This is a genomic window from Undibacterium sp. GW821-FHT07F11 (assembly GCF_059418665.1).
Map to the genome: position 1 here is coordinate 101,652 of NZ_JBWKQH010000010.1, position 16,498 is coordinate 118,149.

At 49.6% G+C, this 16,498-nt stretch carries 12 protein-coding genes and 3 tRNA genes; 4 read left to right on the top strand and 11 right to left on the bottom strand.

The annotated features are described in order from the left end of the window. Positions 1-3: 3 nt before the first annotated feature. The 5 genes from ccoN to AC07OI_RS23480 all read right to left on the bottom strand — a co-directional run bounded on the left by ccoN (position 4) and on the right by AC07OI_RS23480 (position 4,171). Positions 4-1,443 (bottom strand): cytochrome-c oxidase, cbb3-type subunit I, encoded by a 1,440-nt coding sequence (ccoN, locus tag AC07OI_RS23460; RefSeq protein WP_492705934.1) that lies wholly within the window; start codon positions 1,441-1,443, stop codon positions 4-6. 202 nt (positions 1,444-1,645) lie between these two features. Continuing rightward, positions 1,646-3,565 carry a SurA N-terminal domain-containing protein gene (locus AC07OI_RS23465; protein WP_492705932.1) on the bottom strand — a complete coding sequence of 640 codons (1,920 nt, stop codon included), beginning with the start codon at positions 3,563-3,565 and terminating at the stop codon, positions 1,646-1,648. Between the two features lie 86 nt (positions 3,566-3,651). Next, a tRNA-Asp gene (locus AC07OI_RS23470) sits at positions 3,652-3,728 on the bottom strand. Positions 3,729-3,772: 44 nt separating this feature from the next. Next, positions 3,773-3,848, bottom strand: a tRNA-Val gene (locus AC07OI_RS23475). 50 nt (positions 3,849-3,898) lie between these two features. Then, complete coding sequence (locus tag AC07OI_RS23480; protein WP_162040973.1) at positions 3,899-4,171, bottom strand: HU family DNA-binding protein; 273 nt, start codon at positions 4,169-4,171, stop codon at positions 3,899-3,901. 522 nt (positions 4,172-4,693) lie between these two features. On the opposite strand from AC07OI_RS23480, the gene nadB reads away from it, so the two are divergent. Next, the gene (gene nadB, locus AC07OI_RS23485; protein ID WP_495258896.1) at positions 4,694-6,301 is read left to right on the top strand and encodes an L-aspartate oxidase; all 1,608 of its coding nucleotides are present in this window, start codon (positions 4,694-4,696) and stop codon (positions 6,299-6,301) included. A 59-nt stretch (positions 6,302-6,360) separates the two neighbouring features. Here the strand turns inward: nadB and nadC are convergent, their stop codons facing one another. The 4 genes from nadC to AC07OI_RS23505 all read right to left on the bottom strand — a co-directional run bounded on the left by nadC (position 6,361) and on the right by AC07OI_RS23505 (position 12,687). Further along, the gene (nadC, locus tag AC07OI_RS23490) at positions 6,361-7,227 is read right to left on the bottom strand and encodes a carboxylating nicotinate-nucleotide diphosphorylase (RefSeq protein WP_495258897.1); all 867 of its coding nucleotides are present in this window, start codon (positions 7,225-7,227) and stop codon (positions 6,361-6,363) included. 154 nt (positions 7,228-7,381) lie between these two features. Then, positions 7,382-8,512 carry a quinolinate synthase NadA gene (gene nadA, locus AC07OI_RS23495; RefSeq protein WP_495258898.1) on the bottom strand — a complete coding sequence of 377 codons (1,131 nt, stop codon included), beginning with the start codon at positions 8,510-8,512 and terminating at the stop codon, positions 7,382-7,384. 149 nt (positions 8,513-8,661) lie between these two features. Further along, entirely contained in the window at positions 8,662-10,713 is a 2,052-nt protein-coding gene (locus AC07OI_RS23500; RefSeq protein WP_495258899.1) for a M13 family metallopeptidase, read from the bottom strand. A 24-nt stretch (positions 10,714-10,737) separates the two neighbouring features. Beyond that, a complete protein-coding gene (locus tag AC07OI_RS23505) occupies positions 10,738-12,687 on the bottom strand; it encodes a CocE/NonD family hydrolase (protein WP_495258900.1) in 1,950 nt (649 codons plus the stop codon). Positions 12,688-12,857: 170 nt separating this feature from the next. On the opposite strand from AC07OI_RS23505, the gene AC07OI_RS23510 reads away from it, so the two are divergent. Then, the gene (locus AC07OI_RS23510) at positions 12,858-13,319 is read left to right on the top strand and encodes a hypothetical protein (RefSeq protein ID WP_495258901.1); all 462 of its coding nucleotides are present in this window, start codon (positions 12,858-12,860) and stop codon (positions 13,317-13,319) included. 75 nt (positions 13,320-13,394) lie between these two features. Here the strand turns inward: AC07OI_RS23510 and AC07OI_RS23515 are convergent, their stop codons facing one another. Further along, positions 13,395-14,351 (bottom strand): chemotaxis protein, encoded by a 957-nt coding sequence (locus tag AC07OI_RS23515; RefSeq protein ID WP_492705920.1) that lies wholly within the window; start codon positions 14,349-14,351, stop codon positions 13,395-13,397. A 65-nt stretch (positions 14,352-14,416) separates the two neighbouring features. Then, complete coding sequence (gene ppnN / locus AC07OI_RS23520) at positions 14,417-15,787, bottom strand: nucleotide 5'-monophosphate nucleosidase PpnN (RefSeq protein ID WP_495258902.1); 1,371 nt, start codon at positions 15,785-15,787, stop codon at positions 14,417-14,419. Between the two features lie 250 nt (positions 15,788-16,037). Between ppnN and AC07OI_RS23525 the strand changes: the two genes are divergently transcribed. Both AC07OI_RS23525 and AC07OI_RS23530 read left to right on the top strand, forming a co-directional pair. Beyond that, a tRNA-Met gene (locus AC07OI_RS23525) sits at positions 16,038-16,114 on the top strand. A gap of 144 nt (positions 16,115-16,258) precedes the next feature. After that, positions 16,259-16,483 carry a hypothetical protein gene (locus AC07OI_RS23530; protein ID WP_423008691.1) on the top strand — a complete coding sequence of 75 codons (225 nt, stop codon included), beginning with the start codon at positions 16,259-16,261 and terminating at the stop codon, positions 16,481-16,483. Positions 16,484-16,498: the final 15 nt, after the last annotated feature.

The following is a 16,498-nucleotide window of genomic DNA, read 5'->3' on the forward strand; positions in this document are numbered from 1 at the left end:
GATTTATGCATGTGCTGCAGTTGCAGGCAAAGCCGGGATCGCATTATTGACAGGCTTGGCAGCCACGATCGTTTTTGTGACGTTGTAAGCCATTACCAGCATGCCACTCAGGTACAACAGACCACCCAGCATACGTATCACGTAATAGGGATAGGTTGCCTTGACGCTCTCAACAAAGGAGTAAGTCAGCGTGCCATCCTCATTCACTGCACGCCACATCAGGCCCTGCATGACACCGGCAATCCACATGGACGCGATGTACAAGACCACACCTATCGTCGCCACCCAGAAATGCACTTCAATGAGACGTTTGCTATACATCTGCGTCTGACCAAACAGGCGCGGGATCAGGTAATACAAGCTGCCGATGGTGATGAAGCCTACCCAACCCAGAGCACCGGAGTGAACGTGGCCAACAGTCCAGTCTGTATAGTGAGACAAGGCATTCACGGTCTTGATCGCCATCATCGGGCCTTCAAAGGTCGACATGCCATAGAAAGACAGGGACACGATGAGGAAACGCAGGATAGGGTCAGAACGCAACTTGCTCCAGGCACCGGACAAGGTCATGATGCCGTTGACCATACCACCCCAGGACGGAGCCAGCAAAATCAGCGAAAACAACATGCCTATGGATTGCGCCCAGTCAGGCAAGGCGGTGTAATGCAAGTGATGCGGGCCTGCCCACATATAAGTGAAGATCAATGCCCAGAAGTGAACGATGGACAAGCGATAGGAATAAACCGGGCGCTCAATTTGCTTGGGGATGAAGTAATACATCATGCCCAGAAAGCCAGCCGTCAAAAAGAAGCCGACAGCATTATGGCCGTACCACCACTGCACCATCGCATCCTGCACGCCAGAATAAGCAGAATAGGATTTCATGAACGACACCGGGATGGCAGCGCTATTGACGATATGCAAAACTGCTACCGCGATAATGAAGGCACCATAAAACCAGTTCGCCACATAAATGTGCTCCACCTTGCGCTTGACCAGTGTGCCAAAAAACACCACGGCATAGGATACCCAAACCACGGCGATCAGCAGGTCGATAGGCCATTCCAGCTCCGCATATTCTTTACCCTGGGTAAAGCCCATAGGCAAGCTGATGGCTGCAGCGACGATCACCAGTTGCCAGCCCCAGAATGTGAATTCAGCAAGGCCCTCAGAAAACAAGCGCACATTGGATGTGCGCTGGACGACGTAATAGGAAGTGGCAAACAAGGCGCAGCCACCAAAGGCAAAGATCACGGCATTGGTATGCAAGGGGCGCAAACGGCCATAACTCAACCACGGTATGCCCCCCAGAAATTCTGGCCAGGCAAGCTGGGTAGCAATCACCACGCCCACGAGCATGCCGACGATTCCCCAAACCACTGCCATGACAGAAAATTGCCGTACAACCCGATAGTTGTATGTGTTTTCTTTAGTTATTGTCATGATCTCACTCTGTTGTAAAAATACACCGCCAGAATAACAATCACCTTGCCCAGCTACATTGATGCAAATCAAATGCAGCCAGATTCAAAATCAATTACCGGCAAAAGACAACATGCGCATAAATCTGAAGAATCAGTTTTTAAAAAAAGCAAAAAAAAAGACATCCAGAGGATGTCTTTTTTAACAGCAAGATGATGCTGAATTATGGTGCGGCAGTTACTGGTGCTGTCACTGCTGCCTTATTGATAGTGACCTTGGCTTTGTGCTTCAACAATTCTATATATGAATACAGATTTTGAGCAGACTGCATGCTCGTCAATTGCTGTGCTTCTGAAGCACGGCGTGCCGCATCAGGTGTACCCGCGGTGACTTTACTTATACGGAAAATCACATAGCCAGCATTACCCAGGTGTGTGCCGACAAAGGCAGGCAATTTCTGTGTATCAGCGCGCATCACATCAACCAACGCAGCACTTGGGATATCCTGATTCTTCAAACGGGACACCATTTTTGCTTCTGTAAATCCAGCCGTTGAATCTGCAGCCTTCAACGCAGCCAGTTTGGCTATGCCTTCTTTTTCAGCCAGTGCTGCAGCTTCAGTTGCAGTCACCTGCGCCTGAATTGATGCCTTCACTTCTTCAAACGGGCGCTTGGATGCGGGTTTGTATTCAACAATACGGCCAGCAATCAAGGTATTCGGGGCAACTTCAACTGCTTCTGTATTATGCTTTTTCTTGACCACGTCGTCAGAGAAAATCGCCTTCAGGAATTTAGGGCTATTGGTTTCTACCGTTGCTGGCAGACCTGGTTTACTGTTACGTGACAAGCCATTCACCGTTTGTATTTTCAGCTTCAGCTTTTCTGCTGCAGGCTTCAAGCTATCGCCTTGCTCGTACAAGACATTGGTAAACGTTTCGGCAGCTTCAGTATATGCCTTGCCAGCTTTTTGCTTTTTGATATCGGCAGCAATTTGCGCTTTGACTTCATCCAGAGTTTTTACGCCAGCAGGTTTGATCCCTGTCACAGTGATGATGTGAAAGCCATAGTCAGACTGCACCAGCTCACTGATCTCACCTTGCTTGAGCTTGAATACACTTTCATCAAACTGTGGAACCATCGCACCTTTGCCAAAGAAATCCAGATCACCACCTTTTTCCTTGGAACCTGGGTCATCAGAATTCTCTTTCGCCAGTTTGGCGAAATCTTCTGGTTTCTTGCGCAGTTGAGCAAGAATATCCGCAGCTTTGGCTTTCGCCTTGGCTTTATCTGCATCGCTACTGTCTTTACCAGCCGCGATCAAAATATGGCTGGCACGACGCTGCTCTTCTGTCGTATAGGATTTTTCATTGGCCTTATAGTAAGCCTGGACATCAGCATCAGATACCGTTGTCTGCTCAGCCAGCACTTCACTGTTCAAGACTACGTACTCAGCATTAATTTGCTCGGGAATTTCAAACTGCGCCGTATTTTTTTCGTAATACGCTTTGAGCATTTCATCAGTAACTTTGACACGTGACGCAAAATCACCCGGCTTGTACATCAGCATCTGCACTTCGCGCTCTTGCTCATTGATGGCAGAAAGACGCTCGGTCACAGTTTTTGAAACGAAAGCACTTGCCTGAACTGGGCTCAGCAATTGTTGCAGCACCATGTCCTGGCGCAGACGCTGCTCAAACATCGGCGGCGTCATGCCTTGTTGTGCCAGCAGACGGGTATATTCAGCATTGTCGAAATGCCCGTCAGCCTTCACCAGGCCTGGCGTCTTGGTAATATTGTCTTGCAATGTTGCATCTGCAATTGCCAATTTTTTGACAGCAATCTCACCGGCCATCGCCTTGCGTGCAATTAACTCGTCCAAAATACTTTGCCTTGCTTCAGGAGTATTAAGCATTTTTGCATCAAACTGCGGGCCATACATCTGGCGCATACGGTCTAGTTGATCACGCAAGGCTTGATCAAACTCGCCCTGGGTAATGGGGGCACCCGCAACAGTTGCAATACCTGCCTCTTTGCCTATTGAACGCAAAGCGTCAGTGTTACCGAACAAAACAAATGACGGCAAAATAAGAACAGCTAGCAAAATTTGCATTAAGCGCTGATGGGTACGAATAAATTCAAACATGTTCAACCAATCACGTGGCTAAGTATCACAATAACAATTTGACGAATACAAAAAAAGGCGAACTTTCGTTCGCCTTTTCGATTTTCTGGCGGAGCGGACGGGGCTCGAACCCGCGACCCCCGGCGTGACAGGCCGGTATTCTAACCAACTGAACTACCACTCCTTTTGTTTCTTTTGTACTTCCTGGCACTACAATTTGCTTGCTACTGGTGGGCGCTGAGAGGCTCGAACTCCCGACCTAAGCCTTGTAAGGGCTCCGCTCTACCAACTGAGCTAAGCGCCCCACGCATACAAACAAATATCGCGACCCATGTCCTGAGCCACGAAAGTGCATTAGTTTACCGCATCTTTCAATGCTTTGCCAGGTTTAAATTTAGGTACCTTGGCAGATTTGATCTTGATTGGCTCACCAGTCTTAGGATTACGGCCTGCTCTGGCAGCACGTTTGGCAACAGAGAAGGTACCAAAACCAACCAGTGTTACCGTGCCATTTTTCTTCAATGTGGTTTTTACGGCGCCGATCACAGCATCCAGCGCACGCGACGAAGCCGCTTTGGAAATATCCGCTGTTTTCGCAATATGATCGATCAACTCAGTCTTATTCACTTATAGCCCCCTCACAAAAATTTGAATTTCGCGATGATGTATTCGATTATTTTATTGGTCGTGCATCTATCACGGCAAGCAGGAAATCTGCATCCGGTATTAGAGCAAGCCGCAAAGCCTTATGTCAAGCGGTTTGCAAGCTTTATGGCCAAGTTTGCTGATTTGTGATTTGCTTATTCGGTTTTTATGCTTGCTCAGGCTAAAGCCACTGTGCAAAAAATCAGGTGGCTGAGTGTTTTTGCTATATGGAAAAGCCACCCTCTTTTGTATCCTGAATTAGAATGTGACAAGCCCACATTAAAAATTGAGGCATCATGCTACCCGGCAGCAATTCAGGTAACTGCGTATTTCATGTAACTGCGCACACGGTCAAGCTATTCCTGATTCGTTACATGGTATGGCTTTAAGTTATAGGAAGCCCTGACAGTCTGCCTGAATCATGATCTGCAAAAAAGCAGCGGATATAGCAGTCCCCAAAAATCGGAATAGACTTAAAACAAATAAAGATACACACGGAAGACAATGAAGAATTTTGACGTAGCAATCGTAGGTAGTGGACTGGCCGGCTTGTCTGTCGCCCTGCATCTGGCACAAACTCGCAAAGTCGCCATCGTTTCCAAGCGTGAATTACTCGACGGTGCAAGTAACTGGGCACAAGGTGGCATCGCTGCCGTGCTGGATTCTCACGACAGTCATGAGCAGCACATTTCAGACACCCTGATTGCAGGCGGTGGCTTGTGCGACGAAGGTGCCACCCGCTACGTCATAGAACATGGCCGTGAAGCTATAGACTGGCTGATAGAACAAGGCGTCCCCTTCACCCGTGATGAAGAAGCTGAGCTGGGCTTTCACCTGACCCGCGAAGGTGGTCATAGCCAGCGCCGCATCATCCATGCTGCAGATGCTACCGGCCATGCCGTGCAAGTCACACTGGAACAAAAAGTACGCAATCATCCCAATATCACGCTGTTTGAGCATCACTATGCAATCGACGTGATTACCTCAGCCAAGATAGGTGACACGTCCCCTACCCCACGCTGCCTTGGTTTGTATGTGCAAGATGTAAAAACTGGCAAGGTCGATACTTTTGCCGCGCAGCACACCGTGATGGCAACTGGCGGTGCCGGCAAAGTCTATCTGTACACCACCAACCCTGACACTGCTACCGGAGATGGCATTGCCATGGCCTGGCGCGCTGGCTGCCGCATCGGCAACATGGAATTCATACAGTTCCATCCCACCTGCCTGTATCACCCTTTTGCCAAATCATTTTTGATTACTGAAGCAGTACGCGGCGAAGGCGGCATATTGAAGTTACCGGCTGAGGCTGGTGCTTCTGCCGGCAAACGCTTCATGACCAATCATGATGACCGCATGGAACTGGCACCACGCGATGTGGTCGCCCGTGCGATTGACTTTGAAATGAAAAAACGCGGCCTGGATTTTGTTGAACTTGACATCAGCCACCAGCCGCCAGAGTTCTTGAAAGAGCATTTCCCCACCATTTATGCACGCTGCCTGGAGTTGGGCATAGACATCACCAAACAAGCCATACCTGTGGTACCTGCTGTGCATTTCACTTGCGGTGGCATCGTCACCGATACAGATGGCCGGACTGACTTGCCTGGTCTGTATGCTGTTGGCGAAACAGCTTACACAGGCCTGCATGGTGCCAATCGCCTGGCCAGCAATTCGCTACTGGAATGCCTGGTTGTTGGCCGCGCCACAGCCAAGCACATAGAAGCCCAGGAACGCGCCAGCGTCATTGCCCTGCCAGACTGGGATGAAAGCCGCGTTTCAGATGCAGATGAAGAAGTCGTCATCGCCAATAACTGGGATGAGCTGCGCCGCTTCATGTGGAATTATGTGGGCATAGTCCGCACCACCAAACGCCTTGAGCGCGCCAAACACCGCATACGTTTACTGAAGGAAGAGATAGACGAATACTATGCCAACTTCCGCATCTCGAATAATTTACTGGAGCTGCGCAATCTGGTAGAAGTAGCTTCGCTGATCGTAAATAGCGCATTGTCACGTCGTGAAAGCCGTGGCCTGCATTTTAGCCGTGACTATCCAGATACTTTACCCAAAGCACTGCCCACGGTCTTGTCGCCAAAGCGAAAAAAATAAACCCGTCTGCCAGCATCTTGGACGATGCTGGCAGAACCTTGCGGGCGTTCAAATGCAGCTCAAATAATACGCAAGGAATAATCAGTCGCTTTAATATCCTTGGTAAGACTGCCTATCGATATTCTATCGATACCCGTCTCTGCTATTGCCCTCACGGATGCATGATCAATGCCACCAGATGCTTCCAGCAAGGCACGGCCAGCGGTGATGGCAACTGCTTCACGCATCATGTTGGTGTTGAAATTATCCAGCAAGATGGAAGTGGCACCAGCATTCAGTGCGGTCTGCAATTGTTCCAGTGTTTCCACTTCTATTTGTATGCTGACGCCCGCATTCAGGCTCAGGGCATTTTGCATGGCTTCGGCTACGCCACCTGCTGCTGCGATATGGTTTTCCTTGATGAGGATGCCATCATAAAGCGCCAGGCGCTGGTTCTTGCCGCCGCCCACACGCACGGCATATTTTTGCGCCAGACGCAGACCCGGCAAGGTTTTGCGGGTATCGAGTATCGCTGCTTTTGTGCCGGCGATGATGGCGACATATTTGCTGGTAGCGGTTGCTACTGCAGACAGTAATTGCAGGAAATTCAGCGCAGAACGTTCGGCTGTCAGCAAGGCTCTGGCAGGTGCCTTGATTTTACAGACAACGGTGTTTGCCTTCATCTGCTCGCCTTCGGCGTATTGCCAGTCTACTTCTATGCTTGCATCCAGTGCTGTCATGACGGCATCGAACCAGGGTGCACCACACAGAACAGCATCTTCACGCACGATGACTTGTGCCCGCACTACTTCATCGGCAGGCACGAGCAAACCAGTCAGATCAGCAGCGCCGACATCTTCAGCCAGCGCATCACTGATATTGCGTTCAAAAGCTTTTTGCAAATCTGCATCAAAAGGAAAATGCGTATTCTTTAAATTACCAGACATGTCCAGATAACCTCAGTTTAATAGTATTGAGCTTGCGCAGTATTCAGAACCTGTTTACGATCTGTAGCGAGCGTGCGTCAGCGGGTTGAAGAGCAGCGCATGAGGCCCCGCATTAATTCCTGTTGCGCTCGCGCTTAAGATCGTCAACAGGTTCTCAGGCCGGGCCTATGCCGGAGAACAATTTGGCTTCTTTTGCCAAATCACCTGAAGGACGTACATTGGCTTTTTTGGCAGCCGCAAAATCCAGCATGCGGTCTATGCAGACTTTGGCTTTTTGCCCGACGGCTGGGTCAACCTGGATTTCATTATTACCGTTTTCCAGCACCTGTACCAGATTGCGCAAGCCATTCATGGCCATCCATGGGCAATGTGCGCAGCTCTTGCAGGTCGCACTATTGCCCGCTGTTGGAGCAACGATGAAACGCTTGGTCGGCGCAGCCATTTGCATTTTATGCAGGATACCATTGTCAGTGGCGACGATGAATTCATCTGCATCCAGGGTCTTTGCAGCATGGATCATTTGCGAAGTCGAACCGACCACGTCAGCCAGTGCCACGACGGCAGCCGGTGATTCAGGATGGACCAGGACTTTGGCATTGGGATGCTCAGCCTTGAGCACATCCAGCTCCATGCCCTTGAACTCATCATGTACGAGACAGGAGCCCTGCCACAGCAACATGTCTGCACCGGTCTGCTTCTGGATATAGCCACCCAGATGTTTGTCCGGCGCCCAGAGTATTTTTTTGCCTTGCGCATGCAGGTGAGCAACGATGTCCAGGCCTATGCTGGATGTCACCATCCAGTCAGCGCGCGCCTTGACGGCAGCGCTGGTATTGGCATACACGACCACGGTGCGGTCAGGATGAGCGTCACAGAAAGCCGCAAATTCATCTGCCGGGCAACCCAGGTCCAGCGAGCAGGTCGCATCCAGGTCAGGCATTAAAATGGTTTTTTCGGGGCTGAGTATTTTAGCTGTTTCGCCCATGAACTTGACACCGGCGACAACCAGAGTTTTGGCGGGATGGTCACGGCCAAAGCGCGCCATTTCCAGTGAGTCAGAAACGCAGCCTCCGGTTTCTTCTGCCAGGTCCTGCAGTTCGGCATCGACATAATAATGCGCCACCAGTACAGCCTGCTTTTCTTTCAGCAATTGGCGTATTCTGGCTTTGAGCTCCAGCTTTTCTATTGCTGAAGGCGCATCAGGAATGCGCGCCCAGGCATTGGCAGTACAACTACTACCCACTTCCATCTGTGGGAGTTCAAATTCGACAACTTTGGTTTCCATATAGCCCTACAAATCTGGAGTGCACAGAGTACATGCTGGCACGCACCCTGATGACAAGAAATATTGGCAGGTTTTGAGATTGCCAGATTTGCATCCAGCGCCCCTTTAACCTGCATCCACTACTGCATTTCAAGCCATAGTATACGCTGTTACCAGATATTTACCCGCGTCGCTGTTGGGCGCAGGGGTGAACGATCGCCCTTGCACTGGAAAGCATCAGAAAATTCTGTCATGTTTGCCAATGGCGCAATGACACGGTATTTGTCTGGTGAATGCGGATCAGTTGCCAGTTTCATGCGCAACATCTCATCACGAATGAGGCTACGGAAGCTCTGTGCATTAGCGACAAAGAAGCGCTGGTCCACCGTCAAGCCATCAATTTCCTTTGCCTGGGGCTTGCGTTCCAGCGATTTGTGCAGCGCTTGCAGAGCAATCTTCATCCCACCCAGATCAGCAATATTTTCACCAGCAGTCAGTTTGCCATTGATGTGCAATTTATCGATGGGGTTAAATTCATCAAATTGCTTTTCTATGGCTTTGACACGAACCAGGAATTTCTTCTCGTCGTCCTTGGTCCACCAGCTTTTGAGATTACCCTGGGCATCATATTGGCGACCTTCATCATCAAAGGCATGCGTCAGTTCATGACCTATGGTAGCTCCCGTATTGCCATAGTTGGCCGCAGGATCAGCATTCACATGGTACAGCGGTGGTTGCAGTATGCCTGCCGGAAACACCATTTCATTCATGGTGGGGTTGTAGTAGGCATTCACCGTTTGTGGCGTCATGCCCCACTCATTCCTGTCTATGGGCTTACCCAGCTTGGCCAGATTGCGCTTGAATTCAAATTCAGCGGCGCGTGCCATATTCGCTGCATACGGGCCAGTATCGATTTGCAGGCTGCTGTAATCACGCCAGACATCGGGGTAACCTATTTTTACCAAAATAGTGTCGAGCTTCTTATACGCTTGCTGCTTGGTGGTATCTGACATCCATTCCAGCTTGCTGATGCTTTCACGCATGGCGAGTTTGATGTTATCAACCATTTCCAGCACACCAGCTTTGGCTTCAGGGCCAAAGAATTTTGCGACATACAACTCGCCCATGGCTTCGCCAGCCATGTTATCTATAGAACCCAGGACGCGCTTCCAGCGCGGTTGCAATTCCTTGGTGCCAGCCAGAGTCTTGCCGTAAAAATCAAAGTTGGCATTGACAAAGGCTGAACTCAAATCTCTGGCACGTGCATTCGCCAATTGCCAGCGTAAATAAGTCCTCCATTGATCGAGGCTGACGGTATTAACCATGCGCCCTGCTTCTGCAATGAATTTGGGATGGGCGAGATTGAATTGACCAGGCTGCGCCAGACCCAGCTCATTAAAATAAGTTGCCCAGGCTGTTTTCTTGTCTGTCTTTTGCAAGGCATTCAGGTCAGACAAGTGGTAACTGGCTTGCGGGTCGCGTAATTCGACCTTGGTCAAGGATGCCTTGGCCAGACGGGTTTCCAGTGTCAGTACAACGCCAGCATTTTTCTTTGCCTGGTCTGGTGTATCGCCGAGCAAGCTAAAAATCTGAGTCACATAAGCGACATACTTGTCGCGGATATCCTTGGTCTTGGTATCAGTTTTCAGATAATAATCACGGTCTGGCAAGCCCAGCCCACCCTGCATGATTTGCGGGATGTAGCGGGCCGTGTTTTTGGCGTCCTGATCTACAGTGAAGCCAAACAAAGGTGAGACACCTTGCTTGTGCAAACCAGCGATCACAGCCAGTAATTGCGTACTATCCTTGATGCCATTGATTTGCGTAAACTGCGGCTCCAGCGGTTTGATACCTTCTTTTTCTATCTGCGATTCATTCATGCCACTGGCATAAAAAGCACCGACCAGTTGCGCTGCCTTGCTCTTGCCCTCGCCTTTTGAGGCTGTTTCTGCAATGAGCTTCAGTGCTGCCAGATTCCGTTCAGTCACTTCATCATAAGCGCTGTAACGCGCACGATCAGAGGGAATGGGGTTAGCCTTCAGCCATTCGCCATTTGAATACTGGAAGAAATCTCTGCAAGGGTCAGCCTTTTTATCCATGGTCATGGATTCCAAGACCAATTGGTTTGAAGTCGCTGTCTGAGCAAATACTGCATTACCCATGCAAGCCACGCCAACCAGGCTGGCCATCACACTGCGTTTGAAGATATTTTTTGTTTTCATTTTTTTGTCCCTGTCTCTTAATTTTTACGGCATTACTTGCACGGCTATACCTGAGTATTGTCCCGGCGAACGATAAACTCTTTGCGTCGCTTTCTGGAAATCCTCAGGATTGGCTTTTGGGATATCCATGAATTTTTGAGGATTCAAATCCACCAGCGGGAACCAGCTGCTCTGCACCTGTACCATGATGCGGTGACCACGGCGGAAGGTGTGCTGGATATCCGGCATGCTATAGCTGATGGCAGCGACTTTGCCAGGCACAAAGGGCTCTGGCTTTTCAAAGCTGTTACGGAACTTGCCTCGCAAAGGCTCTCCCCGGACCAACTGCTGATAACCAGCCATGGCCACTGACGGTGGCGGCACGTCATTGGCACGATCGCGCATTACCTGTTTATCTGGATAAGTCGAGGGATACACATCAATGAGTTTGACGACCCAATCGGCATCCGTTCCTGAAGTTGAGACAAACAATTTTGGATTGACTGGCCCGACGATGGTTACATCTTCCTCCAGTGGCTCAGTCTGATAAACCAGCACATCTGGCCGTGTCGATGCAAAGCGCTGGTCAGAAACGACATATTCACGCGGTGCACCAGTGGCAGCGTAAGAGATGAAGGGTACTGGCTTTTTAGGGTCGCTGACATATTCGTCGAAGGTATTAAATTCTGTCTGCGGCTCTTTCCAGCTCAGGCTGCCGTCATTGCCAAAATACAGAGTACGTTTTTGTGCCTGTTGCGGTGGCCAGCCAGGATATTCGCGCCAGACATTGGTGCCGGTTTCAAATACAGTCACTTCCGGCAAGGCCTTACCAGTCGTGCCTTTCAAATGCTGCTCAAAGAAAGGAAAAACAATGTTCTTGCGATAGTAGTCACCTGTTTTGGTGTCGAAGCTGACATTGCCAATTGACTTGCCATCAGCACTCGCCCAGCCGCCGTGCGACCAAGGCCCCATGACCAGGCCATTGTAATAACCCTTGTTATTACTTTTGATGCTGTGATAAGTCGTGAATGGTCCTTGCGGGTCTTCAGCGTCATACCAACCGCCGACAGTCAACACCGCTGCCTTGATGTTTTTCAGATGAGACGCGATGTTTCTGCTCTTCCAGAAGTCATCATAGGTACTATGCTCTATCGTCGGCATCAGCAATTCGCGCTGCTTGGCTGACAGCTGGGAAGTAATATTTTTCAGGCTCATATGCTTGAGAAAGTATTGATAGCCATCCGAGGTACCAAAATCAAACTCTTCCCAGCGTTTGGGCAAGGTGGTGGGATTTTTTTCTACTGTGAAGTTGGAGAAAAAACCAAAATTTGCCGCCAGCATGAAGGCACCGCCATGGTAAGAATCATCACCCATGAACAAATCAGTCACTGGTGCCTGAGGTGATGCTGCCTTGATGGCTGGATGCGAATCTATAATACTGGCCGAAGCATAAAAGCCGGGGTAGGAAATACCCCAGATACCTACCTTGCCATTATTGCCCTTGACGTTTTTCAGCAGCCATTCAACGGTGTCATGCATATCCTGGCTTTCAACACCCTCGCCAGCCAGCCTGCCGGCTTTGATATGCGGTGTCATTTCTTGCCATACGCCCTCTGACATATAGCGACCGCGTACGTCCTGTTTAACGAAGATATACCCACTTTGATCAAATTCTTTAGAGGGTCCCAGCGATTGCGGGTAAAAATCCACGCCATAGTGCGATTGCCCGCCCTCATAGACACCGCTGCCATAAGGTGAGCGTGTCATCAGGAAGGGATAAGACTTGCTGCCATCTTTGGGAACATATACCACTGTAAAAAGCCGCGTACCATCACGCATGGGAATCTGGTACTCATATTTGGTGTATTGTTCACGTATGCCAGGTTTGGCAGCTTCAGGAGCATCAGCCATGGCAGCTTCAGCAGCATATACCGGCAAATTGGCCATCAAGGCTAGAGCACACAAGGCTGCACATTTTTTAATCACAAATTTCATAATTCCCTTTAAGATAAGGCGCTATTGTTTTATTTATTCTGGTCGACATCCCTGCAGACGAAGTCTGGCGCAGCGAACGATAAAGAGAGTGAATTTTGCCCAATAAGTTTCCTGATTCCGACCTAAACTGCTAAATAGTCACCAAACAAATATTTTATTGCGGAAATACCATGAAATCACTCAGAATATTTGCCCTTGCCCTGGGTTTCCTAACGCTTACAAACTCTGTATGGGCGCGCCCTGGCGGTCACCATTTCCACCCGAGGGTGAGCATAGGTATATCCATACCGCCGCTGTATTTTAATTATGGCAACCGTCATAGCTATGTATCTGCGTATTACCCTTATGATTATTCCTGGCGCTATTACCCCAGCCTGGTGATCTCGCCCACAGTCAGCTACGTTACGCCAGCAGTCAGCAATGGCAACGTGATTTATACGGATAGCTATGGCACATACAATACCTATAGTCAAAGTTATGCTGACGACAGCAACATCATCAGCCAGCCTGACCCGACACCTCAATCTACAGCAGGCAAGGATTGGTTATATTGCCACCAGCCAGATGGCTTTTATCCTGCCATCAAGTCTTGTCCAGGTGGCTGGCAGCGCGTACCAGCACAGACAAGATAAACGCTAAACACCAGATACAAAAAGGGTGCAATTATTTACTAATTGCACCCTTTTTCACTAATTGAAGGCGGGTATTTATTTTGCCAGTACGGCACGTATAGTCGCAGCCAATTCCTCAGCAACAAATTTGGCAACATAGGCATCTGCACCTACTGTCTTGATATGGTCTTCGTTGGTCGCACCAGACAAAGACGAATGTATTACCACAGGCAGGAACTTGAATCTGTCATCTTGCTTGATCTTGCGTGTCAGGGTAAAGCCATCCATCTCCGGCATTTCCAGGTCTGTCAGCACCATTGCCACCTTGTCGCGCACGCCCTTGCCTTCAGCCTGCGCTGCAGTAGCCAGGGATTGCAGTTTTTCCCAGGCCTCTTTACCAGTCTTGGTCATGATGTATTGCGCACCCATGGCGGTCAGTGCTTGCTCTATCAGGCCACGGGCCACTGCTGAATCATCCGCAGCCAGAATGGATGCCCCGGCTTGCATTTTCAGTTTGGCACCTATGGTTTCAGGGTCAACATCCTTGGTGTCAGACGGTGTGATCTGGCGCAGTATCTGTTCTACGTCCAGCACCTGGGCCAGACGAGTATCTTCAGTATCACCATCGAGCCGGGCGATACTGGTCACCATGCCGCCAACAGCACTATTTTCTGCAGACAAAACCTGATTCCAGTCGAGACGCACGATTTCTTCTACAGATTCAACCGCAAAGCCCTGGGTAGTTCGTGCATATTCAGTCACCAGCATGATATTCAGGCCAGTCTTGGGCTTGAGCCCGACGACGGAAGGCAAATCGATGACGGGGATAATCTGCCCGCGCAAATTCACTACACCCAGCATATGGGGCATTGCGCCAGCCATGCCGGTAATCGTGGGCATGGCAACAATCTCTCGCACCTTGAAGACATTAATGCCAAACAGTTCTGACCTGTCGCTATTGCCATCTGTCCCTAACCGGAACAGCAACAGCTCAAACTTGTTGGACGCAGTCAGGTTGGTACGTTCGTCGACTTCTTGCTGTACGGAACTCATGTCTGTTTTCCTCATATTGATGGAACAGGGTTGCACCATTATCCTACGGTTTTACTGCAACGCAATTACTTTATAACACGGTAGCAAGGGGTATAAGCCTTACCTGGTAATTTCATGCGACTTTGTGCAACAAAAGATGCCAGCAAGGTGTCCATTGATGCCATTATTTCACTATCGCCGCGAATTTCAAAATGTCCATGCTTTTCTATCGCACGTATACCCTGGTTTTTGACGTTACCAGCAACTACACCTGAAAAAGCACGGCGCAGATTTGCTGCCAGCAAATGGGTTTCCTGGTTTTTGTGCAAAGCCAGATTGCGCATATTTTCATGGGTAGGCTCAAAAGGCTTCTGGAATTCTGCATCTATTTTCAACAACCAGTTGAAATAATAAGCATCACCCTTGGCTTTGCGGAATTCACGCACTTCTTTGATGCCAGCCTGCACTTCTTGCGCTACCCTGACCGGATCATTGACGATGATCTTGTAACTCTGCTGCGCTTTAGGCCCCAGGGTTGCAGCAATAAACTGATCTATCTGACGGAAATAATCTGCTGCACTTTCTGGCCCGGTAAAAATCAGGGGGAAAGGCAAATCAGCATTATCAGGATGCAGCAAAATACCCAAGAGGTACAAAATTTCTTCCGCCGTACCCGCACCACCAGGGAAGACAATAACGGCATGCCCCATGCGTACAAAAGCCTCAAGGCGTTTTTCTATGTCCGGCAAAATCACCAGGTCATTGACGATGGGGTTGGGTGCCTCAGCGGCAATAATGCCCGGCTCGGTGACTCCCAGATAACGGCCAGTAGTAATCCTTTGCTTGGCATGGCCGATGGTGGCACCCTTCATCGGCCCTTTCATGGCTCCTGGGCCGCAACCTGTGCAAATATCCATGCCGCGCAAACCCAGTTGATAGCCTACATGTTTGGTGTAATCGTATTCATCACTGGAAATCGAATGTCCTCCCCAGCACACCACCATATTAGGGTTAACTTGCGGCTTGAGCAAATTGGCATTACGCATGACGTGGAAAACGGCATCACTGATACCTTCAGTCGTATTCAGATCAAACTTGCGGTCGTCTTCAATGGCTGCCTTGATGAACAGGATGTCGCGCAATACGGCAAACAAGTGTTCCTGTATGCCCTTGATCATGACGCCATCAACAAAAGCGCTGGCAGGCGCGCCCTTGACGTCAAGCTTGATGCCTCGTTCGCGCTGAATAATGCTGATATCAAAGCTCTTGTAACGCTCCAGCAGTTCCTTGCCATCATCCAGGCCACTACCGCAATTTAATACCGCCAATGCGCAACTGCGAAACACTTGGTACAAGCCACCATGACTATTGTCGAGCAACTGCGCGACCTCGGCCTTGGACAAAACTTCCATGCGGCCGCCGGGAGAAATTTGTGTGTCGATGACTTCGAATTCCATAACTGCTTTTTCGCTCCTGAAAATGATCTCTGGTTGATGCATGCGTGGCACCACACTGCACTTCCCTGTGTGTCCATTATGCATCCAATTTATTCTACGGGTTGCATCAGCAGCATTATTTTCCACAGTTGCATTGTGAAGAATGGCAAATTACGCCGGATTCAGATTGCTGATTTGACGCTCGTATAAAAATATTTCTATAAACGATTGTATATAGCGCCCGCGCCATGTACAATTCGCCTCCTTCAGACGCGGGGTGGAGCAGTCTGGCAGCTCGTCGGGCTCATAACCCGAAGGTCGTAGGTTCAAATCCTGCCCCCGCAACCAAGTTTTTTTGTTCTGGTGCATTCGCACAAATTTACCGAGCACTATTTATACTTCTGGCAAGCAATTGCCGGGGTCGGTTTATTTTGCTTTTTGCTCAAGCGTCACAAAATATCGCCAAACATCAACATTGATCAAGCTCAACTGATGAAAGACAATAAAGATCACGCTACTCTGGAGTTACCGGGCTTTGGCGAACCAGCATTTTTATTGCCAGAAGCCAGAAAACCTTTGCCAGCACAACGTCAGCGCGGTAAAAAACAAGAGCAGCTTGAACTTCTGGAAGTACTGGGGCCAACTGACCGCACTGGTCTGCCAGCCTGGGTACATGATGAAAACACTGACCTGACTGGCTTGCCGGTCTGGCGCTGAACGGTCTGGCGCTGG

What these genes read in the sequence shown, in the direction of transcription:
- ppnN (WP_495258902.1), bottom strand. Translation starts at nt 15,787, where the DNA reads ATGGAATTCGAAGTCATCGACACACAAATTTCTCCCGGCGGCCGCATG.
- nadB (WP_495258896.1), top strand. Translation starts at nt 4,694, where the DNA reads ATGAAGAATTTTGACGTAGCAATCGTAGGTAGTGGACTGGCCGGCTTG.
- AC07OI_RS23510 (WP_495258901.1), top strand. Translation starts at nt 12,858, where the DNA reads ATGAAATCACTCAGAATATTTGCCCTTGCCCTGGGTTTCCTAACGCTT.
- AC07OI_RS23505 (WP_495258900.1), bottom strand. Translation starts at nt 12,687, where the DNA reads ATGAAATTTGTGATTAAAAAATGTGCAGCCTTGTGTGCTCTAGCCTTG.
- nadA (WP_495258898.1), bottom strand. Translation starts at nt 8,512, where the DNA reads ATGGAAACCAAAGTTGTCGAATTTGAACTCCCACAGATGGAAGTGGGT.
- ccoN (WP_492705934.1), bottom strand. Translation starts at nt 1,443, where the DNA reads ATGACAATAACTAAAGAAAACACATACAACTATCGGGTTGTACGGCAA.
- AC07OI_RS23465 (WP_492705932.1), bottom strand. Translation starts at nt 3,565, where the DNA reads ATGTTTGAATTTATTCGTACCCATCAGCGCTTAATGCAAATTTTGCTA.
- AC07OI_RS23500 (WP_495258899.1), bottom strand. Translation starts at nt 10,713, where the DNA reads ATGAAAACAAAAAATATCTTCAAACGCAGTGTGATGGCCAGCCTGGTT.
- AC07OI_RS23530 (WP_423008691.1), top strand. Translation starts at nt 16,259, where the DNA reads ATGAAAGACAATAAAGATCACGCTACTCTGGAGTTACCGGGCTTTGGC.
- nadC (WP_495258897.1), bottom strand. Translation starts at nt 7,227, where the DNA reads ATGTCTGGTAATTTAAAGAATACGCATTTTCCTTTTGATGCAGATTTG.
- AC07OI_RS23515 (WP_492705920.1), bottom strand. Translation starts at nt 14,351, where the DNA reads ATGAGTTCCGTACAGCAAGAAGTCGACGAACGTACCAACCTGACTGCG.